This window comes from Streptomyces sp. BA2 (assembly GCF_009769735.1).
Classification (GTDB): Bacteria; Actinomycetota; Actinomycetes; order Streptomycetales; family Streptomycetaceae; genus Streptomyces.
In genome coordinates, this window is the sequence record NZ_WSRO01000002.1 from 1,826,534 (window position 1) to 1,848,553 (window position 22,020).

At 71.0% G+C, this 22,020-nt stretch carries 26 protein-coding genes; 12 read left to right on the forward strand and 14 right to left on the reverse strand.

The features are described 5' to 3' along the window. Positions 1–168: 168 nt before the first annotated feature. From E5671_RS10800 to E5671_RS10810, 3 genes are all read left to right on the forward strand, one after another. On the forward strand, positions 169–1,776 hold the full coding sequence (locus E5671_RS10800) for an ABC transporter substrate-binding protein (RefSeq protein WP_160503631.1): 1,608 nt from the start codon (positions 169–171) through the stop codon (positions 1,774–1,776). A 185-nt stretch (positions 1,777–1,961) separates the two neighbouring features. Continuing rightward, positions 1,962–2,837, forward strand: coding sequence for an undecaprenyl-diphosphate phosphatase (locus E5671_RS10805; RefSeq protein ID WP_160503632.1), 876 nt, complete (start codon positions 1,962–1,964; stop codon positions 2,835–2,837). 90 nt (positions 2,838–2,927) lie between these two features. Further along, a complete protein-coding gene (locus E5671_RS10810; RefSeq protein WP_160503633.1) occupies positions 2,928–3,242 on the forward strand; it encodes a DUF6401 family natural product biosynthesis protein in 315 nt (104 codons plus the stop codon). 38 nt (positions 3,243–3,280) lie between these two features. On the opposite strand, the gene E5671_RS10815 is transcribed toward E5671_RS10810, so the two are convergent. Continuing rightward, the gene (locus E5671_RS10815; protein ID WP_160503634.1) at positions 3,281–4,123 is read right to left on the reverse strand and encodes a mechanosensitive ion channel family protein; all 843 of its coding nucleotides are present in this window, start codon (positions 4,121–4,123) and stop codon (positions 3,281–3,283) included. A 297-nt stretch (positions 4,124–4,420) separates the two neighbouring features. Here E5671_RS10815 and E5671_RS10820 point away from each other — a divergent pair, with 297 nt between their 5' ends. Further along, positions 4,421–4,552 (forward strand): hypothetical protein, encoded by a 132-nt coding sequence (locus E5671_RS10820; RefSeq protein WP_443032593.1) that lies wholly within the window; start codon positions 4,421–4,423, stop codon positions 4,550–4,552. Here the strand turns inward: E5671_RS10820 and E5671_RS10825 are convergent. Together E5671_RS10825 and E5671_RS46180 are read right to left on the reverse strand one after the other, a co-directional pair. Continuing rightward, the gene (locus E5671_RS10825; RefSeq protein WP_160503636.1) at positions 4,549–5,154 is read right to left on the reverse strand and encodes an HAD-IA family hydrolase; all 606 of its coding nucleotides are present in this window, start codon (positions 5,152–5,154) and stop codon (positions 4,549–4,551) included. The genes E5671_RS10820 and E5671_RS10825 overlap by 4 nt on opposite strands. Before the next feature lie 8 nt (positions 5,155–5,162). After that, entirely contained in the window at positions 5,163–5,303 is a 141-nt protein-coding gene (locus E5671_RS46180; protein ID WP_237330154.1) for a hypothetical protein, read from the reverse strand. A gap of 156 nt (positions 5,304–5,459) precedes the next feature. Here E5671_RS46180 and E5671_RS10830 point away from each other — a divergent pair, with 156 nt between their 5' ends. Further along, on the forward strand, positions 5,460–5,975 hold the full coding sequence (locus E5671_RS10830; RefSeq protein WP_160503637.1) for a nuclear transport factor 2 family protein: 516 nt from the start codon (positions 5,460–5,462) through the stop codon (positions 5,973–5,975). A gap of 91 nt (positions 5,976–6,066) precedes the next feature. After that, a complete protein-coding gene (lnt, locus tag E5671_RS10835) occupies positions 6,067–7,779 on the forward strand; it encodes an apolipoprotein N-acyltransferase (RefSeq protein ID WP_160503638.1) in 1,713 nt (570 codons plus the stop codon). Here the strand turns inward: lnt and E5671_RS10840 are convergent. Further along, the gene (locus E5671_RS10840; RefSeq protein ID WP_160510112.1) at positions 7,703–8,608 is read right to left on the reverse strand and encodes a Gfo/Idh/MocA family oxidoreductase; all 906 of its coding nucleotides are present in this window, start codon (positions 8,606–8,608) and stop codon (positions 7,703–7,705) included. The two genes, lnt and E5671_RS10840, sit on opposite strands and share 77 nt — an antisense overlap. Positions 8,609–8,858: 250 nt before the next feature. Here E5671_RS10840 and E5671_RS10845 point away from each other — a divergent pair, with 250 nt between their 5' ends. After that, complete coding sequence (locus E5671_RS10845) at positions 8,859–9,314, forward strand: hypothetical protein (protein ID WP_160503639.1); 456 nt, start codon at positions 8,859–8,861, stop codon at positions 9,312–9,314. 31 nt (positions 9,315–9,345) lie between these two features. Here E5671_RS10845 and E5671_RS10850 read toward each other — a convergent pair whose 3' ends face one another. The 7 genes from E5671_RS10850 to E5671_RS10880 form a co-directional block, all read right to left on the reverse strand. Continuing rightward, the gene (locus tag E5671_RS10850) at positions 9,346–9,834 is read right to left on the reverse strand and encodes a tetratricopeptide repeat protein (protein WP_160503640.1); all 489 of its coding nucleotides are present in this window, start codon (positions 9,832–9,834) and stop codon (positions 9,346–9,348) included. Between the two features lie 102 nt (positions 9,835–9,936). Next, entirely contained in the window at positions 9,937–10,620 is a 684-nt protein-coding gene (gene ung / locus E5671_RS10855; protein WP_160503641.1) for a uracil-DNA glycosylase, read from the reverse strand. A gap of 93 nt (positions 10,621–10,713) precedes the next feature. After that, positions 10,714–12,324 (reverse strand): ABC transporter substrate-binding protein, encoded by a 1,611-nt coding sequence (locus E5671_RS10860; protein WP_443032784.1) that lies wholly within the window; start codon positions 12,322–12,324, stop codon positions 10,714–10,716. Between the two features lie 164 nt (positions 12,325–12,488). Then, entirely contained in the window at positions 12,489–13,244 is a 756-nt protein-coding gene (locus tag E5671_RS10865) for an SDR family oxidoreductase (RefSeq protein ID WP_160503642.1), read from the reverse strand. 22 nt (positions 13,245–13,266) lie between these two features. After that, positions 13,267–14,028 carry a 3-oxoacyl-ACP reductase FabG gene (gene fabG, locus E5671_RS10870; protein ID WP_160503643.1) on the reverse strand — a complete coding sequence of 254 codons (762 nt, stop codon included), beginning with the start codon at positions 14,026–14,028 and terminating at the stop codon, positions 13,267–13,269. Positions 14,029–14,163: 135 nt separating this feature from the next. After that, a complete protein-coding gene (locus E5671_RS10875; RefSeq protein WP_160503644.1) occupies positions 14,164–14,565 on the reverse strand; it encodes a DUF3037 domain-containing protein in 402 nt (133 codons plus the stop codon). Further along, positions 14,562–15,365, reverse strand: coding sequence for a HipA family kinase (locus E5671_RS10880; RefSeq protein WP_160503645.1), 804 nt, complete (start codon positions 15,363–15,365; stop codon positions 14,562–14,564). The genes E5671_RS10875 and E5671_RS10880 overlap by 4 nt, the downstream gene beginning before the upstream one ends. A 90-nt stretch (positions 15,366–15,455) precedes the next feature. Between E5671_RS10880 and E5671_RS10885 the strand changes: the two genes are divergently transcribed. Further along, positions 15,456–15,914 (forward strand): Rieske (2Fe-2S) protein, encoded by a 459-nt coding sequence (locus E5671_RS10885; protein WP_160503646.1) that lies wholly within the window; start codon positions 15,456–15,458, stop codon positions 15,912–15,914. A gap of 10 nt (positions 15,915–15,924) precedes the next feature. Here the strand turns inward: E5671_RS10885 and E5671_RS10890 are convergent, their stop codons facing one another. Further along, positions 15,925–16,566 carry a cysteine hydrolase gene (locus tag E5671_RS10890; RefSeq protein WP_160503647.1) on the reverse strand — a complete coding sequence of 214 codons (642 nt, stop codon included), beginning with the start codon at positions 16,564–16,566 and terminating at the stop codon, positions 15,925–15,927. Between the two features lie 185 nt (positions 16,567–16,751). On the opposite strand from E5671_RS10890, the gene E5671_RS10895 reads away from it, so the two are divergent. Beyond that, entirely contained in the window at positions 16,752–17,231 is a 480-nt protein-coding gene (locus tag E5671_RS10895) for a pyridoxamine 5'-phosphate oxidase family protein (protein ID WP_160503648.1), read from the forward strand. 44 nt (positions 17,232–17,275) lie between these two features. On the opposite strand, the gene E5671_RS10900 is transcribed toward E5671_RS10895, so the two are convergent. Further along, on the reverse strand, positions 17,276–18,178 hold the full coding sequence (locus E5671_RS10900) for a LysR family transcriptional regulator (RefSeq protein ID WP_160503649.1): 903 nt from the start codon (positions 18,176–18,178) through the stop codon (positions 17,276–17,278). Between the two features lie 74 nt (positions 18,179–18,252). Here E5671_RS10900 and E5671_RS10905 point away from each other — a divergent pair, with 74 nt between their 5' ends. Continuing rightward, positions 18,253–19,236: a DMT family transporter gene (locus E5671_RS10905; protein WP_160503650.1), complete on the forward strand. Its 984-nt coding sequence runs from the start codon at positions 18,253–18,255 to the stop codon at positions 19,234–19,236. Here E5671_RS10905 and E5671_RS10910 read toward each other — a convergent pair. Then, positions 19,227–20,558, reverse strand: coding sequence for an aminotransferase class I/II-fold pyridoxal phosphate-dependent enzyme (locus E5671_RS10910; protein WP_160503651.1), 1,332 nt, complete (start codon positions 20,556–20,558; stop codon positions 19,227–19,229). The genes E5671_RS10905 and E5671_RS10910 overlap by 10 nt on opposite strands. A 35-nt stretch (positions 20,559–20,593) precedes the next feature. Here E5671_RS10910 and E5671_RS10915 point away from each other — a divergent pair, with 35 nt between their 5' ends. Beyond that, a complete protein-coding gene (locus E5671_RS10915; RefSeq protein ID WP_160503652.1) occupies positions 20,594–21,310 on the forward strand; it encodes a pyridoxamine 5'-phosphate oxidase family protein in 717 nt (238 codons plus the stop codon). Beyond that, positions 21,310–21,945 carry an FMN-binding negative transcriptional regulator gene (locus E5671_RS10920; RefSeq protein WP_160503653.1) on the forward strand — a complete coding sequence of 212 codons (636 nt, stop codon included), beginning with the start codon at positions 21,310–21,312 and terminating at the stop codon, positions 21,943–21,945. The genes E5671_RS10915 and E5671_RS10920 overlap by 1 nt, the downstream gene beginning before the upstream one ends. Positions 21,946–22,020: the final 75 nt, after the last annotated feature.

Sequence of the window (22,020 nt, forward strand, 5' to 3'; positions counted from 1 at the left end):
TCGAGCACCTGCGCGCGTACGCCGCCTGAGCCCCCAAGCCCCGAACGGAAGCCGGAAGAGAGCCGGGTGCACACGGACGCAGCACGCCCCGCGGCGGCGCCCGCCGCCCGTACACCACCGACCCGCAGGGAGACACGGATGAGATCTGCGACGAGGTCCAGGTCCGCGATGAGATCTGCGCGGATCGCCGCGGCGGTCATCGGCGCCGCCGCTCTGGTCCTCACCGGTTGCGGCGGGGCGTCGAACGCCGGCGGCCCGGCGGCCTCGGGCGGCAGCCCGGCCGACGGCAGGAGCTTCACCATGGCGATGCCGTCCGATCCCGGCACGCTCGACCCGGCGATGACCGTCATGGCGGCCGCCATCCAGGTCGACCGCTTCCTCTACGACCCGTTGATCCACGTGGCGAGGGACGGCGGCGTGACCTCGGGCCTCGCCGAGAAGTGGCAGGCGGACACCACCACCGCCCGCTTCACCCTGCGCCCTGGCGTCACCTGCGCGGACGGTGCACCGCTGACCGTCCGGGACGTGGCGGCGAACATCGCGTTCGTGGCCGACCCGAAGAACAGGTCACCGCTGGCCGGTCTTTACGTGAACCCGGGCACCACGGTGGAGGCCGATGCCGGAACCCGTGAGATCACCGTCACCAGCAAGGTCCCCGACGCCTTCCTGCTGCGCAACATCGGCAGTGTGCCGATGGTCTGCGGCAAGGGCATGGACGACCGTGGAGCGGTCGCCAAGGGGCAGCACGGCACCGGCATGTTCACCCTCACCGAGGCGGTCCCGGGCGATCACTACACGCTGACCCGGCGCGAGGACTACGTGTGGGGCCCGGGCGCGCGGCAGCCGGCAAAGGCAGAGAAGGGCCTGCCGGACAAGGTCCACATCCGCGTCGTCGCCAACGAGACCACCGCGGCCAATCTGCTCCTGTCCGGCGAACTGAACGCCGCCGGCCTCGGCGGACCCGACCAGCAGCGCCTCCTCGGCCGCGGCCAGTTCCATGCCGACTCGGCCTCCGCTCGGGGCGAGATGTGGTTCCACCACGCTCCGGGGCGCCCGACACGGGACGAGTCGGTGCGGCGCGCCCTCGCCCAGGCCGTCGACCTGGGCGACATCGGCAAGGTGCTCACCGCCGGGACCGGCAAGCCCTCGCGAGGGCTCATCACCATCGACCCGAAGGCCTGCAAGGACAACACGGTGGCCGGGAAGCTGCCGGCCCACGACGTGCGCGCGGCCAAGTCCCTCCTGGACAGGGCGGGCTGGAAGGAGAACGCCGACGGAGTACGCGTGAAGGACGGCAAGCGCCTCGCCCTGACCCTCGTCTATCCCAGCCTGATCGGGCAGCCGGCCGCGTCCGCGGCCGAGTTGATCCAGGAGGCATGGCAGGAGGTGGGGGCCGACGTGACGATCCGCGGGATCGACAACACCGGCATCAACCAGGTGGTCGCGGGCAACGCGTCCTGGGACGCGGCCGTCCTGCCGCTCGGCCTGGGGCTGCCGCCCCAGCTCAGGCCCTTCGTCTCCGGGCCGAAGCCCCCTGACGGCACGAACTTCGCCCACATCGACAACAAGGCGTACGCGACCCTCGCCGACAAGGCCTCGCGCATGCCGGGCACCACGGGCTGCCCCACCTGGAGCCGCGCCGAGTCGGCACTGATCTCGTCGGTGGACGTGGTGCCCTTCGTCGACGCCGTCCTTCCGACGTTCGGGGCGGGCGCACGCTTCGAGGTGAACCACGGCAGCATCATGCCGTCGTCGATCCGGATGTACGGGGACTGAGGCGGACCAGCGGCACGGAGGGCCACCGCCCCGCGGACGGCGGCCCTCCGGCGGTCTCGTAACCAAGTGACGCTACGCTGCCCCACGGCAAGGGAGTGATCACCCCTCGCTCTCACACTTCCCGTATCTCCCATCACATGACCGCACCCGCAGCCCATGATCCGTACTTGGACGGCGCAGTTTCCATGTCTTGGCTTGAATCCTTCATCCTCGGGCTCGTCCAGGGACTGACCGAGTTCCTCCCGATCTCGTCCAGCGCGCATCTGCGGCTGACCGCGGCGTTCGCGGGCTGGCACGATCCGGGGGCCGCGTTCACCGCGATCACCCAGATCGGCACCGAGGCCGCCGTGCTGATCTACTTCCGCAAGGACATCGCACGGATCATCTCCGCGTGGTTCGGCTCCCTCTTCGGCAAGGTGCCACGCTCGGACCACGACGCGCAGATGGGCTGGCTCGTCATCGTCGGCTCGATCCCGATCGGCGTGCTCGGCGTCACCTTCAAGGACCAGATCGAGGGTCCGTTCCGCGATCTGCGGCTCATCGCCACGACGCTGATCGTGATGGGCATCGTCCTCGGCATCGCCGACCGCCTCGCGGCCCGCGACGAGACCGGCGCCAAGCACCGCGCCGTCAAGGAGCGCAAGAGCCTGAAGGAGCTGGGCGTCCGCGACGGCCTGATCTTCGGCATCTGCCAGGCGATGGCCCTGATCCCGGGCGTCTCCCGCTCCGGCGCCACCATCAGCGGCGGCCTGCTCATGGGCTACACCCGCGAGGCAGCGGCCCGCTACTCGTTCCTGCTCGCCATCCCGGCCGTCCTCGCCTCCGGCGCCTTCGAGCTCAAGGACGCGGGCGAGGGCGGGCATGTGTCCTGGGGGCCGACGATCTTCGCGACGATCATCGCCTTCATTGTCGGATATGCCGTAATTGCGTGGTTCATGAAGTTCATTACGACCAAGAGCTTCATGCCGTTCGTGTACTACCGGATCCTGCTCGGCATCGTCCTCTTCGCCCTCGTCGGCGCGGGCGTGCTCAGCCCGCACGCCGGAGAGTCCGCGGGCTGAGTTCCGAACCGGCCCCGGCCGGGGGCGTTGTGACCAATGGCATGCCGAAAGACCCTCTTCAGGAGGGTTTGGCCGTCCTACGGTGATGGGATGTCGCCCCTCGCCCGCATCAGCGCCTCGTACGCCCCGCGCTTCGCCGAGTTCGCCTTCGAGCCCGGTTTCACGGCCGCCGTGGACCAGCACGTCGCGGAGCTGCGGGACCGGTTGGAGATGGGCGGGGCCGGGCTCGTGCCGCCTGCGCCGGACCCGGAGATCCTCTCGGACTACGCCCTGGGGTTCCTCGACGCGCTGGCCGAGAACGGGTGGCGCGAGCCGGTGGGTCATGACTACGCGGTGTGCCGCCTCACCGCCATCTCCTGGCTTGTGAGGCGGCACGACCTGGTGCCGGAGTCCTCCGGGTCCTGACCGGGAAGCCGGTCAGGACCCGGAGGCGGTCGGCCTGGTCACATGTCGTCGCGCATGTCGCCACGCAGGTGGCTGCCCGTGTCACCGCGCATGTCACCCCGCATGTCACCGCGCATGTCGCTGCGCTCGCGCTCCTGCACGGGCTGGTTGGCCATCGCGTCCTGCCGGCCGGCCTGGTAGGCGCTGACGCTGCCGCGCGCCTTGGCCGTCTCGACCTCCGCCGTGCTCAGCCAGCGCTCCCAGCGCTGCCGCATCGGGCCGATGAGGCCACCACCCACGCCGACGATCAGGATTCCCGCGCCGGCCGCGAGCGCGGCGTACAGGACGGGCTGGGTGACCGTCGTGGCGATGCCCGCCTGACCGAGGGCCGCGATCACGCCGAGCGCGACGATGCAGGCCCAGACGATCGTGCCGATGGTCTTCCCGTACGACATCGAGGACAGGGCGCTGGTGACGATGTCGCGTACGACGTTGGCCACCGCCATGGCGACGACCATCAGGACGATGGCGACGACGGCGCGCGGGATCCAGGCGACGATGCCGTCGAGCATGTTGGAGACCGGGTTGCTCCCGAAGACGCCGAAGGCGATCTGCAGGGTGACCAGGAGCAGGGCGAAGTACACGACCTTGCAGACGATCCCCGTCATGTCGTACTTGGAGTTCGCGAACATCCGGGACGCGCCCGCACGTTCGGCGAGCCGCTCGGATCCGACCTTGCGCAGAACCCGGTCGAGGACCTTGGCGATCATCTTCGACACGAACCAGCCGATGGCCAGGACGACCAGGAAGCCGATCAGCTTCGGCACGAATTGCGCGACCTTCGACCAGGCGTCGTTGAGCCCCTGGGTGAAGTCCACGGAGAGACTGATGTACTGGGACATGAGTGGTCCTCCACTCGGTGGGCCCCGGCCGCCACTACGGCGTCAGGGCGATGAATCCCCCACGGCGCGCGGCTTCCGGCGCGTCCCTTCTCCCCTGGATATCAGGGGCCACGGCCGGGGACCGCCCGGTGTTGCGCCGTACGGGTGACGGCGTGTGACGGGCCCGGCCGCTTGTACATCCGCTCACTTGGAGGATCTGCCCAGTAGCTGAGAGTTCCGATTGTCGTAGCTATCCCCTAGGCTTGACGCATGCCCTTAACCCCTCAGCCCCGTGGTTCCGCACGGTCCGCCGCGGAATTGAACGAGCGAATCCGCGGTCTGTGGATGCGCGCCGGAGGACGTCTCTCGGCCGAACAGCGCCGTGAGTACGAACAGTTGGTGACGGAGTGGGCTGCCGCCGTGCGCGAAGAGGTCGTCAAAGCGGCCTAGGCCGTGAACTCCTCTATGCGGGCGAGGGTTTCCGCCGTGCCGGTGTGCACGTGCCCTGCCATCCCCAGCGCCCGCGCCGCCACGACATTGCCGGGAGTGTCGTCGATGAACAGTGCCTGCGCGGGCTCCACGGCGATCAGCCGCAGTGCGATCTCGTAGATCCGCCGGTCCGGTTTGGCGCATCCGGCCTCGCAGGACAGGACGAGGTGGTCGGCGACGTCCAGCAGACCCCCGGCCGACATCCGTTCACGCAGGCCGGGCCAGGTGTTGCTGACCACCGCCGTCGGGACACCCCGCCTCCGCAGGCCGCGCAGGCACGCCACCAGCTCCTCGTCCCAGCTCTCCCTGGACGCCAGGTCCCCGCGCAGCTCGGCGATCACCTCCGGCCCCGCGCGGAGCCGCCCCCGGACGGTCTCCCACCACGCGTTCTCGCTGACGCGGCCGATGAGGACCCCGGAGTCGTTGCCCTCGTACAGGGCGGCCATGAAGGCGGCGGCCGGAAGGCCCAGCCGCCTGCCCCAGGCAGCCGCGACGCCGGGCAGGTACTCGCGGACGAGCACACCGCCGACGTCGATCAGTACGCCGCGGGTGTGCGGGCTCACCTGGCGCGTCACCCCTTGCCCTGACGCGCCTTCCTCGCGATGCGGCGCTTCTGCCGTCCCGTCAGGTCCTTGCGGTTGCCCTGCCGTTTGTATGCCGCGATGCGCTGCTCGTTCTTCACCGGGCCTCCCTCCCAGCTCGGAGCGTCCATGCTCCTACGAACCGCCAACTGCCGGGCATCGTACGGCAGTTGCCCCCGCCCCCGCCCCCCCACCGACCGATCGATACGCGCCGCGTTCCCGCACCCTTTCCGGCACGTTCCTGCACGCCTCTTGGCTGGGAACCCCCTGTGCCCAACACTGACCCGATGACGCAGCGCGTGGAACTCGCCGCCGTGATGGACCGGTTGGCCATCGACTCCCTCATCACCGAGTACGCAGTGACCGTCGACGACGGCGACTGGGACGCCTACCGGCAGCTCTTCACCCCGGACGGACGCGCCGACTACAGCTCGGCGGGCGGTGTCGACGCGAGCGCCGCCGAGGTGGCCGAGTGGCTGGCCGGGACGATGGAGCTCTTCCCGATGCGCCAGCATCTGATCGTCAACAGGAGGCTGCGGTTCGGGACACTCGACCAGGACATCGGCGACACCGCGCAGGTCCAGGCCGACTACGTGAACCCGATGCGCTTCACCTCACGCGGGGACGGGGGTGAGGGCGACGACGGGGGCGGCGCGGCGTCCTCGGCCCCGGACTTCATCTGCGGCGGCCGCTACGCCTTCTCGGCGCTGCGTACGCACGAGGGCTGGCAGCTGCGCCAGGTGACCGTGCAGGAGAAGTGGCGCCGGACACAGCAGCGAGCACGGACCCGCACGCCGGGCTGAGAAGACGCACGGCAGGCGCACTGTCCTAGATCGTCCGGGGCGCGCACACTGGAGGCACGACCGGGGCGTCGGGGACCGAGGGAGGCGCTGCATGGATCCGCTCAGCGACGACCGGGACCGGCGGTGGCCACGCCCCTCAGCCACCTCGGCCGGGACGGCCACCTCGGCGACGGGGCTGCTCGCATCGGCCCGATGGCGCGGCGTCCTCGCCGTCGTCGCCGGCGCGCTGCCCGCCCTCGCCTTCCCCGCCCCGTCGCTGTGGTGGTTCGCGTACGTCGCGCTCGTGCCCTGGATCCTCCTTGCCCGCTCGGCGGAGAGCGGGCGCAGGGCTGCGCTCGACGGATGGCTCGGCGGTATCGGGTTCATGGTGGCGGTGCATCACTGGCTGCTGCCGAGCCTGCATGTGTTCACCCTCGTCATCGCCGCGCTGCTCGGCCTGTTGTGGGCGCCGTGGGGCTGGCTGGTGCGGCGCCTCCTGGGCGGGGCGCTCTCACCGGGGCGGACCGCGGCCGCGCTGGTCGTCCTGCCGTCCGGCTGGCTGATGGTCGAACTGGTCAGGTCCTGGGAGGGGCTCGGCGGCCCGTGGGGGCTGCTCGGCTCCAGTCAGTGGCAGGTCGAGCCCGCCCTGCGCCTGATGTCGGTGGGCGGGGTGTGGCTTGTCAGCGCCCTGATCGTCACCGTCAACACCGGGATCGCGGCGCTCGTCGCGCCCCACGCCGTCGCGCCCCTCGCCGTCGCACGCCCGCCCGGTACGTCACGTACGGCCGCCGCCAGGGCGCTCCCCGCCACCGCCGGGCTCGTGGCCGTGGCCGCCGTGGCCACGTCCGCCTGGGCGTGGGCGCCGCGCCCCGAGCCCGCGGGCCGGATGCGCGTGGCCGTCGTCCAGCCGGGTGTCATCGACGGGGTCGGCAGCGCCGACAAGCGGCTCGCGCGCGAGGAGGAACTGACCCGCGGTCTTGCGGGGCGGGACCTGGACCTCGTCGTCTGGGGCGAGAGCAGCGTCGGCTACGACCTCGCGGAACGCCCGGACGTCGCCCGGCGGATAGCCGCGCTGTCCCAGGAGGTCAGCGCCGACATCCTGGTGAACGTGGACGCCCGCCGCTCCGATCAGCCGGGCATCTTCAAGAGCTCCGTCCTCGTGGGCCCCGAGGGCCCGACCGGCGACCGCTACGACAAGATGCGGCTCGTCCCCTTCGGCGAGTACGTCCCCGCCCGCTCGCTCCTCGGCTGGGCGACGTCCGTGGGCAAGGCGGCGGGCGAGGACCGCAGGCGCGGTGAGCGTCCGGTGGTGATGAAGGTCGGGGACGGCCTGAAGGTCGGTCCGCTGGTGTGCTTCGAGTCGGCGTTCCCCGACATGAGCCGTCATCTGACGCGCGAGGGCGCCCAGTTGCTGCTCGCGCAGTCGTCCACGTCGACGTTCCAGTCGAGCTGGGCGCCCGAGCAGCACGCCTCGCTCGCGGCGGTGCGGGCCGCCGAGACCGGCCGCCCCATGGTGCACGCCACGCTCACCGGCGTCTCCGCGGTGTACGCCGCGGGCGGCGAGCGGGTCGGAGCGCCGCTCGGCACCTCGGCGAGCACCACGGCGACGTACGACATACCGCTGGCCGAGGGCGTCACGCCGTACGTCAGGCTGGGCGACTGGCCCGTGCACGCGGCCCTCGGCGTGCTCACGGTGCTGTGCGCGGCCGAGGGCATGCGTTCCCTGCGGGGGCCCGCGAAGGGGCGGCTCAGGCAGCCTGCTCCTGAGCCGCACGGACCACACGCTCGCACAGCTCATGGGTCGCCAGCGCATCCCGGGCGCTGAGCACCTTGCCCGCGCGCACGGCGTCGAGGAACGCGAGCACCACCTGCTCGATGCCGCGCTGCCTGGCCACCGGCACCCAGTCGCCGCGCCGCCGCACGCTGGGCTGGCCCTTGTGGTCGATGACCTCGGCGAGGTTGAGCACCTGCCGCTTGGTGTCCTGGCCCGACACCTCGAGGATCTCCTCGGTGGAACCGCTGAGCCGGTTCATCACACCGAGCGCGGTGAACCCGTCCCCCGCCAGCTGCAGCACGACATGCTCCATGAGCCCGTCCTGGACGCGGGCGCGCACGCTGACGTGGTCGATCGGTCCCGGCGCGAGGAAGCGCAGCGTGTCCACGACGTGGATGAAGTCGTCGAGGACGAGCGTGCGCACGTCCTCGGGCAGACCGACGCGGTTCTTCTGCATCAGGATCAGTTCGCGCGGGTGCTCGACGCACTGCGCGTAGCCGGGCGCGAAGCGGCGGTTGAAGCCGACGGCGAGGCTGACCGCCCGCTCCTCGGCCAGCCGCACGAGCCGCTCCGAGTCGGCGAGCTCGTACGCGAGGGGCTTGTCGACGTAGGTGGCCACGCCCGCTTCGAGCAGCCGCGTGACGATCTCCGGGTGGGCGGCGGTCGAGGCGTGCACGAAGGCGGCGTCGATGCCCTGGGCGAGCAGCGCGTCCAGGTCGGTGTGGCAGCGCTCGTCGGGGATGTGGTGGACGCCCGCGACGCGGGCGAGGGTCGCGGGCGTGCGCGTCTGCAGGTGCAGTTCGACCCCCGGCAGGGTGGTGAGCACGGGCAGATACGCCTTCTGCGCGATGTCACCAAGTCCGATACAGCCGACCTTCACCACTGTCCTGTGTCTCCTCTACCGCCGCACGAGTTCCGCCCAGCAGCATACTGCCGGGCAATCGGGTGGGTGGGCGGGATGGATCCGCCGCGAAGCGGCGGGCCGAAGCAGAGGCAACCCACAGACAAGACCCCCGCCCCCCCCAGTCCCCCTCCGCTCCCCCCGCCGGCCAGAGGCGCACTCACCCATGCGGGCCAACTTCCCCCCGTTCCCTCGCCGAAAGCACCCCCCACCCCTCAGAGTTGCGCGAATGCACCGAACCACGACCACCGCCACACTCCTGGCCTCCGTGGCGGTCACCGCCCTGTCCGGCTGTGTGAGCGTCGAGCGGCAGCCCGCGCCGGGGCCGTCCGCCGCGAGCGCCCCGCCCCCGGCGCCCCGCACCGACGGCGACTCCCGCCCACGGGTCGTGGAAGCCCCCGCCCGCGAGGCACTGGAGCTCATCGGACCGCCCCGCGACCCGGCGCCCCGCGCCACCGGCACCGCCCCGGCCGTCCCCGCCGCACCACCCCGCTCGGCGAGCCCCGAGCGGCGCTCGGACCCACCCCCGCGCCGCCACGGCCACCGAGCCGAGGCCGCCGAACCGCCCGCCCTTCCCAGCGCCGTGCCCACGTCCCCGGACCTCTGCGCCCTCGGCAAGCAGTACGGCGGCTGGCAGCCGGGCAGCCCCGAGGCAGTCATCTGCCAGGACGCCTACGGTCATTGAACCCGCACCGCGCACGCCCCCCGGCCCGACCTCACTCCACCTCGCTCCCCTCCCCCAGCTGCAGCTCCAGTCTCCCGATGGCCGCCCGGATCCCGTCCCCGTACCCGTCGTCCCCCAGTGCCCCGACCGCGCCCCGCGCCCGCCGGATGTGGTTGCGCGCCGCCTCGGGGCGCCCCAGCTTCGCGTAGTCCGCGGCGAGGTTCAGGTGCAGGGACGGGTAGAAGCCGCGGACCGCGATCGAGTCGTGGTGTTCGTGCAGGCGCTCGTCCGTGAGCTCGTCCGCCGCCGACAACGCCCGCAGATCCCAGGCCAGTTCGTCCGAAGGGTCCTCCTGCGTGTCCGCCATGTAGTGCGCGAGCGTGCAGCGGTGCAGCGGGTCGCCCTCCTCGCCGATCTCCGACCACAGACCGAGGAAGCGGCCCTGCGCCTCCTCACGGTCGCCCCCGTGGTGCAGCATGACCGCCTGCCCGATCCGGGTCATCATGGCGTCTTCCGCCGCCTGCTCCTGCTGCTCCGCCACCGGGTCCTCCACACTCGTACGCCCATCGTGCAACCGCTCTCGACGCTATCCGCCCCCGCTGAGAATCACGGACAGGCGCGATCCAGTGTCGATCGGCCGACCTCAGCCCAGGTCCGGAATGCGCCAGTCGATCGGCGCGTGCCCCTGCGCCGCCACCGCCTCGTCGATCTGCGTGAAGGGGCGCGAGCCGAAGAACCTCTTCGCGGAGAGCGGCGAGGGGTGCGCGCCCTTCACGACCACGTGCCGCTGTTCGTCGATGAGCGGGAGCTTCTTCTGGGCGTAATTGCCCCACAGGACGAAGACGGCGGGGTCGGGGCGTTCGGCCACCGCGCGGATCACCGCGTCGGTGAACTTCTCCCAGCCCTTGCCCTTGTGGGAGTTGGCCTCTCCCGCGCGGACCGTGAGCACCGCGTTCAGGAGGAGGACGCCCTGCTGGGCCCACGGCATCAGAAAGCCGTTGTCCGGCACGGGGTGGCCGAGCTCCTCCTTCATCTCCTTGTAGATGTTCCGCAGCGAGGGCGGGGTCTTCACGCCGGGCCGCACGGAGAAGCAGAGGCCGTGCCCCTGCCCCTCGCCGTGGTACGGATCCTGGCCGAGGACAAGGACCTTGACCTGGTCGTACGGCGTCGCGTCGAGCGCTGCGAACACTTCGTCACGCGGAGGGTAGACGGGCCCCTTCGCCCGCTCTTCCTCGACGAAATCGGTGAGCTCCTTGAAGTAGGGCTTCTGCAGCTCCTCGCCGAGGACTCCGCGCCAGGACGCGGGCAGCATGGCGATGTCGGTCACGTCAACAACCTCCGGTGTGCGGTCACTTCTCACCACAGAACCTACCGGCGGCCACTGACAATCGACCCGTCGCCTGCTGCCCGCGGCCTCCCGCTACCAGCTGGTCTTCCGCTGCAACTCCCACATCATCATGATCGCCGAGGGGTCCAGGGCGCGCTCGCCGCCCGCGATCTCCTCGCTCGCCATGATGTACTGCTTGCCCTGCCACAGCGGCAGCAGCCGCGCGTCGTCGACGAGGAGCTGCTGGGCCCGCTCGAAGTCGTCGGCCACCGCGCCCCGGTCGGCCTCACGGCGCGAACGCGGCAGCACCTCGTCGGTGATCTCCCGTGACGGATAAGGCGTGTTGAGCACGTTCTTCGTGCCGATGAACGGCGCGATGAAGTTCTCCGCGTCGGGGAAGTCGGGGAACCAGCCACGGCCGAAGACCGGGTACTCGCGCTTCTTGGTGCCCGCGTCGAACTCGGTCCAGGGACGGCTCTTCAGCGTGATCTTGAACAGGCCCGAGTCCTCGAGCTGCCGCTTGATCTCCTTGAACTCCCCCGCGGTCGCCGAACCGTAGCGGTCGGTCGTGTACCAGAGCGTGAGCGGCACGGGTTCGTTGATGCCCGCGCTCTTGAGGATGTTCGCGGCCTTGCTGTCGCTGGGGTCTCCGTAGTCGTCGAAGAAGCCCGTGCCGTGCCCGGTGAGCCCCTGGGGGACCATCGAGTACAGCGGCTCGACGGTGTCCTGGTAGATCTTGTGGGCGATGGCCGGGCGGTCGATGACCTGGGCGAAGGCCTGGCGGACCGGCTTCTTCCTGGCCCAGGGGTCATCGGGGTTGAACACCAGGTAGCGGATCTCGGTGCCCGAGCCCTCCACGAGCTGGATGCCCTCGCGCGCGTGCTTGTTGGCCTGCATCTCGACGATGTCCTCCGCCGCGAGCCCGCGGAAGGTGACATCGATCTGCTTGTTCTTCAGGGCCTCGACCATGGTGGCCGACTTCTTGAAGTAGCGGATCGTGACGGCGTCGTTCTTACGGTCGGCCGCGCCCTTGTAGTGGCCGTTCTTGACCAGCTCCGCCCGCTCACCGGCCTTGTACGACTCCAGGTCGTACGGCCCCGAGCCCGCGATCGAGGTGCCTTCGCGGAGCTTGTCCGCGGGGTACTCGCTGGGGTCGACGATCGACATGGCGGGCGTGGAGAGCACGAACGGGAAGGTGGCATCCGACTTCTTGAGCCGGAACGTGACCGTCCGGTCGCCCTTCGTCTCGACCGAGTCGAGCGACCCGAGCAGCCCCGCGGGCCCGCCCTCCACATCGATGCGCCGCATGCGGTCGAAGGTGTACTTGACCGCCTTCGCGTCGAGCGCGTGGCCGTTGGAGAACTTGAGGTCCTCCCGCAGCTCGCAGGTGAAGACCTTGTTCGTCGCGTCGGTGAACTTGCAGGACTCGGCCGCGTCCGGCTCGGGCTCGGCCGCCCCGCTGGGGAAGCTCAGGAGCGTCTGGAAGACATTGCGGTACAGCTCCCAGGAGCTGTCCCAGGCGGCGGCCGGATCGAGGGTACTGGGAGCACTCATCGTGCCGACGGTGATCTGACGCTCCTCGTCGGACTCGTCCGACGAGAAGATTCCGCATCCCGAGAGAAGGGATATGGACACCAGCGCCGCGGCCGGCCGCAGGCCCCGGCGGGGCAGCCCGGCCAGGCCACGGAGACCCGCCGCCGCCACCAGGCGAACTTCACTGAACACGCGCACGCTCCTCGATCGGCCATGCCATGGGTCGGGAGACAATATCGCAATGCCCCGCCGGGCCAACTCGCGGCGCCGACGGGGCACTTGATGCGCGTGTACGTCCCTTTTGAATGGCGTACCTGGCGATTGTTCTGCCTTCGTCAGCTGACGCCCGCATTGAGGAAGATGCCGCCATCGACCACGAGTGTCTGCCCCGTGATCCAGTCGGACTGGCTTGACGTGAGGAACGCGGCGGCGCCCCCGATGTCCTCGGGCACACCGAGCCGTCCCAGCGGGTACGCGGCGGCGGCCTCCTCCTCGCGGCCTTCGTACAGCGCCTGGGCGAACTTGGTCTTGACCACGGCGGGCGCGATCGAGTTGACCCGCACCTTCGGCGCGAACTCGTGCGCGAGCTGCAGGCTGAGGTTGACCATGGCGGCCTTGCTCATGCCGTACGCGCCGATGAACGGCGAGGGGGCGACACCCGCGACGGAGGCGATGTTCACGATCGCGCCGCCGTTCTCGCTCTGCCAGGCCTTCCAGGTCTGCTGGGCGAAGCCGAGCGCCGAGATCACGTTGGTCTCGTAGACCTTGCGCGCCACATTGAGGTCGAGCTCCGCGATCGGCCCGAACACGGGGTTCGTACCGGCGTTGTTGATCAAGAAGTCGACCCGTCCGAAGGCCTCCATGGCGCGCTCGACGGCGACCGCCTGGTGGGCCTCGTCGTGGGCCTTGCCCGCGACGCCGATGACGCGGTCGGCGCCGAGCTTCTCGACGGCCTCCTTCAGCGCGTCCTCGTTGCGTCCGGTGATGCACACGCGGTCACCGCGGGCGACGAGCGCCTCCGCGATGCCGTAGCCGATGCCGCGGCTCGCGCCCGTGACGAGCGCGGCCTTTCCGCTGTCCTGCACAGTCATCTCCGCATCCCTCCGGGAAGAACTAGTTGAGCGGGCCGCCGGCCACGTACATGACCTGTCCCGAGACGAAGCCCGCCTCGTCGCCCGTGAAGAAGGCGATGGCGTTGGCGATGTCCTCGGGGCGGCCGACGCGCTGTACCGGGATCTGCGTGGCGGCCGCCGCCTGGAAGTCCTCGAAGCCCATGCCGACGCGGTCGGCGGTGGCCTTGGTCATCTCGGTGACGATGAAGCCGGGGGCCACGGAGTTCGCGGTGACGCCGAACTTGCCGAGCTCCTTGGCGAGGGTCTTGGTGAAGCCCTGCAGTCCCGCCTTGGCCGCGGCGTAGTTCACCTGGCCGCGGTTGCCGAGCGCGGAGGACGAGGAGAGGTTCACGATGCGGCCGAACTTGGCGTCCACCATGTGCTTCTGGATCGCGCGGGACATCAGGAACGCACCGCGCAGGTGCACGTTCATGACCATGTCCCAGTCGTCCGCGCTCATCTTGAAGAGGAGGTTGTCGCGGAGCACGCCGGCGTTGTTCACGAGAATCGTGGGCGCGCCGAGCTCGTCGGCGATCCGGGCGATGGCCGCCTCGACCTGAGCCTCGTCGGACACGTCGCAGCCGACGGCGATCGCCTTGCCACCGGCAGCGGTGATGTGCGTGACGGTGTCCTTGCAGGCGGCCTCGTCGAGGTCGATCACCGCGACGGCGCGGCCTTCGGCGGCCAGACGCACGGCGGTCGCCGCGCCGATGCCTCGCGCTGCTCCGGTCACGACCGCGACGCGCTGCTCAGTGGTGGACATGCTGGTTCTCCTCGCCCTTGGGATGCGGCTCTACGGTACGCCCCGTTGGTGAGCGACCGCTTAGTACCTTCAGCTGAACGAGACGCTAGAAGCCCTGGCACCCGGTGTCAACGGCACACCGGGTGCGTGTGATTCTTACTTGACCAGGAGGTCCAGGAGTCGGTCCACCTCTGCGGCAGGATCCGCCGTGAGACCCGTGTGCACAGGACCCGGCTGTACGACGGTCGAGCGTGGCGCGATCAGCCACCGAAAGCGCCGTCCGGCGTCGTCCCGCTCGGCCTGGCCTGCCTCCTCGCCCCCCGCGCAGATCCGCTCCACGGCGCCGAGCGCGGCCCTGATGCCCCCGAGATCGGCTTCCGGGTCCAGGGCCCGCAGCTTGCCCTCGTCGAGATGCGTACGGGCGGCCACGAAGGACTTGGCCCGGCAGTAGACCACCACGCCCGCGTTGAACTGCTCCCCGCGCTCCACACGCGGCACGACGCGCACCAGGGCGTACTCGAAGACGTCCCGCGCGGTCGGCGGTGGCTGCTCGGTCACTGGTCGGCACCCTTCCGCTGCGGCCCGGACAGGGTCTCGGGCAGCTGGATCCGTTCGTGGATGGTCTTGGCGCGCGGCAGCAGTGCCGCCACATAGGCACGGCGTACGGCGTCGGGGTCGTCGAAGCCCGGCTCGTCCACCAGCCACGCGTCGGGCACGTCGGCCACGGCGGCGGCGAGCAGCTCCTCGGTGACGAGCGGGGCGAGCTCGGCGGCGGCCGTGGCGATGTCCGGCCCGAAGGGGGCGAGGGCGTGGTCGGACGCGTCGTACGGCTTGGCGGCGGCGGTCTCGGCGGTGCGCCAGTTGTGGTGCCAGATCATGCTCGCGCCGTGGTCGATGAGCCACAGGTCGCCGTGCCACAGGAGCATGTTCGGGTTGCGCCAGGAGCGGTCCACGTTGTTGATGAGCGCGTCGAACCACACGACGCGGCCCGCCTCGGCCGCGTCGACGTCGTACGCGAGCGGGTCGAAACCGAGCGCACCCGAGAGGTACTCCATCCCGAGGTTCGGTCCGCCGCTCGACTTGAGCAGCTCCTGCACCTGCTGATCGGGCTCGCCGAGGCCGAGCACCGGGTCGAGCCAGACCTGCGCGAGGCCCGGCACCCGCAGCCCGAGGCCGCGCGCCAGCTGCCCGCAGATCACCTCGGCGACGAGCGTCTTGCGGCCCTGTCCGGCCCCGGTGAACTTCATGACGTACGGCGCGTACGTTCCCCGGCCGTCGGCGGCCTCGACGAGGCCGGGGAGCGATCCGCCCTCCCGCAGGGGCGTGGCGTAGCGGACCACGGTGACTTCGGTGAGCATTGCCCCAGGTTAATGCCGGTCCGAACTCGGCTCGCGCAAGAAGTGCTTGAGGGCTTGAACACAGCGGCGCGTGGCCTCGTACCACCAGACATGACCCTTTCGAAAGAACCTCTTCCCCAGCTCTCCCGCCGTTCGGCCGTCGCCGCGGCGGGCGTCGTCAGCCTGGCCGCCGCCCTCGCCGCCTGCGGTGAGAGCGACGACGGTTACGACTCCGACGCGGCCGGGGAGCAGACGCCCGACGAGGCCGCCGGTGGCGCGGCGGGGGCCGCGCTCGCCAAGACGTCGGAGATCCCGGTGGGCGGCGGCAAGATCTTCAAGGAGGAGGGGGTGGTGGTGACCCAGCCGACGAAGGGCGAGTTCAAGGCCTTCTCGAACCGTTGCACTCATAAACAGTGTCCGGTGACGAGCGTGGAGGGCGGCACCATCAACTGCCCTTGCCACGGCAGCAAGTTCTCCATCACCGACGGGAGCGTGAAGGCCTCCCCGGCGCCGAAACCGCTGCCCGCCGCCGAGATCAGCGTCGACGGCGACTCGATCACCCTGGCCTAGGACATCTTGATCACACCGGCCCGGGACGCTTCCAGCTGCCGAGGACCTCCTCGGTGGTGGCGATGGTGGCCACCAGGGCGAGCGTGTTGCGGATCATCGCGGGTGCGTAGTCGGAGGGGACTCCCGCGATGGCGTCCGAGGGCACGACGGCGGTGTAGCCCAGGTTCACGGCGTCGAAGACGGCGTTCGGTATCGCCACGTTCGCCGACACACCGGTCACCAGGAGGGTGCGGCAGCCCAGGTTGCGAAGCAGCGGGTCGACGTCCGTGCCCGCCAGGGGCGAGAGCCCGTGCAGCCGCCGTACGACGAAGTCCTCCTCGGCCACCTCGATGGGCGGTGCGATCCGCACGGCCCTGGTCCCGGAGAGCTGCTGCACGGGCAGTCGCCCCGCGGCACGGAAGAGGCGGGCGTTGCGGTTGGCGCCGCGCCCGTCGGGACGCCGTTCGGCGACGGCGTGCAGGACCTGGACCCCGGCCTGGTGGGCGGCGGATACCAGCCGCGCGACATTGGCGAGGCAGCCCGACGAGCGTGCCTCGTCGGCGAGTTCGGGCAGTGCGCTCTCCGTCCCCACCACGCCCTGCTGGCACTCGACGGTCAGCAGCACGGTGGTGGCGGGGTCGAGGAGTTCCCTGAGCTGTTCGTGCGACGGCATCGCTCCTCCTGTCCGGGGCGTCCGGGTCGAACGGGTCGGCCTGGGCGACCGGCGCCCGGGATGCGCGGAGGTTAGCCGCCATTGCGCCACGACGGAAGAGACCGCATGCTTTCCAGACGCACCGTCCTGACGGAGTGTCAGTTTCGGTTGTGCGCCCACCTTTTCCACTTGTCGCGGGAGGACCGATGGCCGTCACACAGCGCCGTGGCCGCAGGATCATGATGTCGCCCGGCGAGCTCGACGCCTACCTCACCACGGAACGCACCTGCCGGGTCGCGACCGTGTCCGGTGACGGCGCCCCGCACGTCAGCGCCCTCTGGTTCGCCTGGGACGGCACGTCCTTGTGGCTCTTCTCGATCACCCGCAGCAAGCGCTGGGCCGACCTGCGGGGCGACCAGCGGATCGCCGTGGTGATCGACTCGGGCGTGGAGTACGGGGAGCTGCGGGGCGTGGAGCTTTCCGGGACGGCGGTCTTCGTCGCCGAGTCACCGCGGATGGGCGATCCCTGCCCCGAACTCGAAGCCCCTGAGCGGCTCTTCGCCCAGAAGTACTTCGGGATGGACTCGATGCCGTACGACGGGAAGCACGCGTGGATCCGGCTCACCCCCGACGCGATCACGTCCTGGGACTTCCGGAAACTGGCGGGACTACAGGCCCGCCCCTGACACCCTCGGCCTGCCCCCGTGGACGCCAGCGGCCCCCGTGGACGCTAGCGCAGCCCGGCCCCCGCCACCTGGAGCGCCTCCACCGCCGCCCTGATCGAGGGGCGGCGGTCAGCGTCCGCGCGCCACACCACGTACACATGGCGGCGCACCCGGTGGCGCACCGGAACGGTCCTGACCCCGGCCGGCATCGGATCGCGCCCCAACTGGGGTGCCACGCACACGCCGAGGCCCGCGGCCACCAGCGCGAGCTGGGTGTGGTGCTCCTCGGCGCGGTGCGCGATCCGCGGCTCGATGCCCTTGGCGCGCAGCGTGAACATCAGCCACTCGTGGCAGAACTCCCCCTCCGCCCAGGCGATCCACTCGTCGTCCACGAACTCCTCCAGGTCCACTTCGGCGCGGTCGGCGAGGGGGTGCGCCGCGGGCATCGCGACATCGGCGGGGTCGTCGAGGAGGGACGCCTTGACCAGGCCTCCGGGCATCGGCAGCGGTTTGTTGTACCAGTCGAGGACGACCGCCAGGTCGATGTCGCCGCGCACCACGGCGGCCACTCCGGGCTGCGGCTCCATCTCCTGGGAGCGGACGCGCAGGCCGGGGTGGCCGGCACGCAGGGCGGTGAGCGTGGCGGGCAGCAGGCCGCGCATCGCCGTGGGGAACGCGGAGATCCGCAGCTCGCCGACGGCCTTGCCGCGCTGTTCCTCCAGGTCGGACTGGGCGAGCTCGACCTGGGAGAGGATGCGCGCGGCGTGCTCGGCGAGCAGCCTTCCGGCATCGGTGAGGCGCACTCCGCGGCCGTTCTTGGCGAGGAGCTGCTGGCCCACCTCGCGTTCCAGTTTGGTCATCTGCTGGGAGACGGCCGACGTCGTGACGTGCAGCCCGGCCGCGGCGCCGCTGACCGAGCCGTGCCGGGCCAGTGCGTCGAGCGTGCGCAGGCGCTCCAGGTTCAACATGTAAGCGATGCTACGCGGTACTGGGCAGCTAATTTCGCTTGTTCTACGAGGTCGGAGGCTTCAATGTGACGTACATGCGCGTCACCACCACCCCTCCCGGCTCCTCCGTCACCGCCTCCCCCGCCACCCTTGAAGCCGCTCAACCGAAGCGCCGCCGCGCCCTCGGCTGGCGCCTGCGTTTCGGCATCCTCTCGCTGATCTGGGGCTTCAGCTTCCTGCTGATCAAGGTCGGCACGGAGGGCTATGCCCCCTTCCAAGTCACCCTGGGCCGCCTGTTGTTCGGCACCGTGGTCGTCGCGGCCGTCCTCGTGATGAAGCGCGAGCGACTGCCGCGCGGGGTACGGACATGGGCGCACCTCACGGTCTCCGCGCTGCTGCTCAACGCCCTGCCGTTCTCGCTCTTCGCGTACGCGGAGCTGACGATCCCGTCCACGCTGGCCGGCATCTGCAACGCGACCTCGCCCCTGTGGGGCATGGCGCTCTCCATGGTCGCCCTCTCCGAGGACCGGCCGACGCGGCGCAGGGTCGCGGGGCTCGGCATCGGCTTCCTCGGCGTGCTCACGGTGCTCGGCGCCTGGCAGGGCTTCAGCGGCATCGACCTCCGTGGCACGTCGCTGGCGCTGCTCGCCTCGCTGAGCTATCCGGTCGGCTGGATCTACGTGCGCCGCACCCTGGCAGGATCCGGTCACTCGAACCTCTCGCTGACGGGCGCACAGCTGCTGGTCGCCACCGTCGAACTGGCCGTCGTGACGCCGTTGTTCACCTCGTTGCCCACGCACTTCCCCGTCGTGCCGCTCCTCGCCGTCGTGGCACTGGGTGCCGTCGGCACCGGGCTCGCCTTCCTGATCCAGTACGGCCTCGTCTCCGAGGTCGGTCCGACGACGGCCCAGATGGTCACGTACTTCGTCCCTGTCATCGCCACCGCGGCGGGCGTCGCCGTGCTCGGCGAGTCCCTGAGCTGGTCGACGCCGGTCGGCGCTGTGATCATCCTGGCGGGTGCGGCGCTCACCCAGTCCAGGCCCCGTGATCGCGCCCGGAACCGGCCCGATCACTCATAGCGCCGCGCGGGGGCGGGCCCGGTGGCGGAGGCTACGGCGTCCGCCACCACCTCGATGTCCGCGTCCCCGAGCGTCGACACCGTGATCCGCACCCCGGGCCGCGCGCTCATCCGGAAGCGCGCCCCCGGAGCGACGGCCCACCCCGCGTGCAGCAGCCTGGCGACGGCCCCGGTCTCGTCCGGCACGGGCACCCATACGTTCATGCCGCTGCGCCCGTGCGCCGTGACGCCCCGCTGGGCGAGCGCGGCGATCAGGGCATCACGCCGCTTCCCGTAGGACGCGGCCACCTCACCCGTGTCCACCGCCCCGTCCGTCCACAGCCGCACGACGGCGCGCTGCGCGACGTGACTCACCCACCCGGGGCCGAGCCGCTGCCGCCCCTGGACGCGATCGACGGTGACGGCGTCCCCGGTGAGCAGGGCGAGGCGCAGGTCAGGGCCGTACGCCTTGGCCGTGGAGCGGATGAACGCCCAGCTGCGGGTCACGCCCGCCAGCGGGTGCAGCGGCAGATCGACGATGGCATGGCCGTGGTCGTCCTCGACGAGCAGCACGTCCTTGTGCGCGGAGAGGACTTTTCGCAGCGCACGCGCGCGTGGGGCACTGATCGCGGCGCCCGTCGGGTTCTGGGCGCGGTCGGTGACGATGAGCGCCCGTACGCCGCCGCGCAGCGCGTCCTCCACCTCTGCGGGCAGCGGCCCGTGGTCGTCGACGCCCACCGGGACCGTGCGCAGTCCGAGCACCGGCATCAGATCGAGCAGGCTGCCCCAGCCGGGATCCTCGACCGCGACGGCGTCGCCGGGCTTGAGGTGGGCGGCCAGCACGCGCTCGATGGCGTCGAGGGACCCGGAGGTGACGGCGACAGGACCGTCCGGCACCCCGTCCTCGTCGAGGGCCACGCGCGCGTGGCGGGTCATTTCGGGGTCCACGGCCTCCTCCCCGTAGAGCACGGGACGCCGGTCGCCCTCGGCGGCGGCCGCCGCGAACGCCTCGGCGAGCGGCGGAAGCAGCGCGGTGTCCGGATTGCCGTTCGACACGTCACGCACACCGTCCGGCACGTCCACGCGGATCAGCTCACGCACCGTCGTCGCGGGCTTGGGGCGTACGCGGCTGCCGCGCCGCCCCGCCGTCTCGATGACGCCGCGTTCGCGCAGCGTGCGGTAGGCGGCGGCCACCGTATTGGGATTCACCCCGAGTCGCTCCGCCAACTCGCGCATCGGCGGCAGGAGTTGACCCGGCTCCAGGCCTCCGCCCCCCACCGCACGCTCCACGCTGGCAGCGATCTCAGCTGCGCGCCGGCCTTCGATCCGATACTCTCCTAGCACAAACAAGATTATGCACTAGTGCAATGGAGAAGGCAATGAGCGTCGCATCCGAGTCCGGCATCGAGACCGGCGTCGAGACCGCCACCGACACCGCCTCGTACGCGCCGACCGACCTCACCGTCCCCACCCGCGGGCGGGACCGTGCCGCGTACGACCAGGAGTTGGTGCACGCGATACTCGACGAGGCCTACGTCTGCCACCTCGGTTTCGTGCGCGACGGCGCCCCCGTCGTGCTGCCGACGCTGTACGGCCGGGTGGGCGAGCGCCTGTACGTGCACGGTTCGACGGGATCCAGGCCACTGCGGATGGCGGCCGGCGCCCCACAGAAGGATCCGGGCCTGTCGGTCTGCCTGACCGTCACCCACGTCGACGGCCTGGTCCTCGCCCGGTCGGCCTTCCACCACTCGATCAACTACCGCTCCGTGGTGATCCACGGCACCGCCCACCAGGTCACGGACCCCGAGGAGAAGCGCGCCGCCCTCGACGCGCTCGTCGACCACGTCGTGCCGGGCCGCTCCGCCGACTCCCGCCCCGCGAACGCGAAGGAGCTCGCGGCGACCGCCGTGCTCAGCCTCGACCTCGCCGCGGTCTCCGCCAAGGTGCGCACCGGCGGCCCGAACGACGACCCCGAGGACCTCGGCCTCCCTCACTGGGCCGGCGTCGTCCCGCTGCGCAAGGGCCACGACCCGCTCGTCCCGTCGGCCGACCTCGCTTCCGGCATCGACGTACCCGACTACCTGATCGAACTGTGATGCTGATCCACCCCTGGGACGCCCCACGCTCCGACGCCGAGTGGCAGCACTGGCTCGCGGACCACGACTTCGGCCAGCTCGCGGTGAACGGCCTCCCCGGAGAGCCGCCGCACGTACAGCCCGCCCACTTCGCCTTCGAATCCGGCCACGGCCCGCTCGGCAGGGTGATCACCCACCTGGCGCGCCCCAACCCGCTGTGGCCCGCGCTCGAAGCCGATCCGGAAGTGCTGCTCAGCGTGGTGGACGACTACGTATACGTGCCGGGCCCCTGGCAGGCGCCCCCGGACACCCCGCCCGAGCACGGCGTGCCGACGAGCTTCTACGCCGCCGTCCAACTCCGCTGCACCGCCCGCATCGTGGACGCCCCGGAGGAGAAGGCCGAGCTCCTCAACCGCCAGGTCGCCCACTTCCAGCCGGAGGGCGGCTCGGCCCCGGCAGCGGTGGGCGAGGCCCCCTTCGGCCGCATGCTCTCCGGCATCCGCGCCCTGTGCCTCGAAGTGACCGACGTACGAGCAAAGTTCAAGTACGCCAGCCACAAGCCGCAGGAGGTCCAGGACCGAATAGCCACGGGCCTGGCAAACCGCGCCGGCCCCCGCGACGCAGCAGCACACACCCACCAACTACGCCGCCGCTGAGCACCCCGCAAGGGCGCGGGGCTGACACATATGCCGCCCCGCCACGTGGGCACGACCAAGCGCCCACCCGGCGCG

What these genes read in the sequence shown, in the direction of transcription:
- E5671_RS10800 (WP_160503631.1), top strand. Translation starts at nt 169, where the DNA reads ATGAGATCTGCGCGGATCGCCGCGGCGGTCATCGGCGCCGCCGCTCTG.
- E5671_RS10805 (WP_160503632.1), top strand. Translation starts at nt 1,962, where the DNA reads ATGTCTTGGCTTGAATCCTTCATCCTCGGGCTCGTCCAGGGACTGACC.
- E5671_RS10810 (WP_160503633.1), top strand. Translation starts at nt 2,928, where the DNA reads ATGTCGCCCCTCGCCCGCATCAGCGCCTCGTACGCCCCGCGCTTCGCC.
- E5671_RS10815 (WP_160503634.1), bottom strand. Translation starts at nt 4,123, where the DNA reads ATGTCCCAGTACATCAGTCTCTCCGTGGACTTCACCCAGGGGCTCAAC.
- E5671_RS46180 (WP_237330154.1), bottom strand. Translation starts at nt 5,303, where the DNA reads ATGGACGCTCCGAGCTGGGAGGGAGGCCCGGTGAAGAACGAGCAGCGC.
- E5671_RS10830 (WP_160503637.1), top strand. Translation starts at nt 5,460, where the DNA reads ATGACGCAGCGCGTGGAACTCGCCGCCGTGATGGACCGGTTGGCCATC.
- lnt (WP_160503638.1), top strand. Translation starts at nt 6,067, where the DNA reads ATGGATCCGCTCAGCGACGACCGGGACCGGCGGTGGCCACGCCCCTCA.
- E5671_RS10845 (WP_160503639.1), top strand. Translation starts at nt 8,859, where the DNA reads ATGCACCGAACCACGACCACCGCCACACTCCTGGCCTCCGTGGCGGTC.
- E5671_RS10865 (WP_160503642.1), bottom strand. Translation starts at nt 13,244, where the DNA reads ATGACTGTGCAGGACAGCGGAAAGGCCGCGCTCGTCACGGGCGCGAGC.
- fabG (WP_160503643.1), bottom strand. Translation starts at nt 14,028, where the DNA reads ATGTCCACCACTGAGCAGCGCGTCGCGGTCGTGACCGGAGCAGCGCGA.
- E5671_RS10880 (WP_160503645.1), bottom strand. Translation starts at nt 15,365, where the DNA reads ATGCTCACCGAAGTCACCGTGGTCCGCTACGCCACGCCCCTGCGGGAG.
- E5671_RS10885 (WP_160503646.1), top strand. Translation starts at nt 15,456, where the DNA reads ATGACCCTTTCGAAAGAACCTCTTCCCCAGCTCTCCCGCCGTTCGGCC.
- E5671_RS10890 (WP_160503647.1), bottom strand. Translation starts at nt 16,566, where the DNA reads ATGCCGTCGCACGAACAGCTCAGGGAACTCCTCGACCCCGCCACCACC.
- E5671_RS10895 (WP_160503648.1), top strand. Translation starts at nt 16,752, where the DNA reads ATGGCCGTCACACAGCGCCGTGGCCGCAGGATCATGATGTCGCCCGGC.
- E5671_RS10900 (WP_160503649.1), bottom strand. Translation starts at nt 18,178, where the DNA reads ATGTTGAACCTGGAGCGCCTGCGCACGCTCGACGCACTGGCCCGGCAC.
- E5671_RS10905 (WP_160503650.1), top strand. Translation starts at nt 18,253, where the DNA reads ATGCGCGTCACCACCACCCCTCCCGGCTCCTCCGTCACCGCCTCCCCC.
- E5671_RS10915 (WP_160503652.1), top strand. Translation starts at nt 20,594, where the DNA reads ATGAGCGTCGCATCCGAGTCCGGCATCGAGACCGGCGTCGAGACCGCC.
- E5671_RS10920 (WP_160503653.1), top strand. Translation starts at nt 21,310, where the DNA reads ATGCTGATCCACCCCTGGGACGCCCCACGCTCCGACGCCGAGTGGCAG.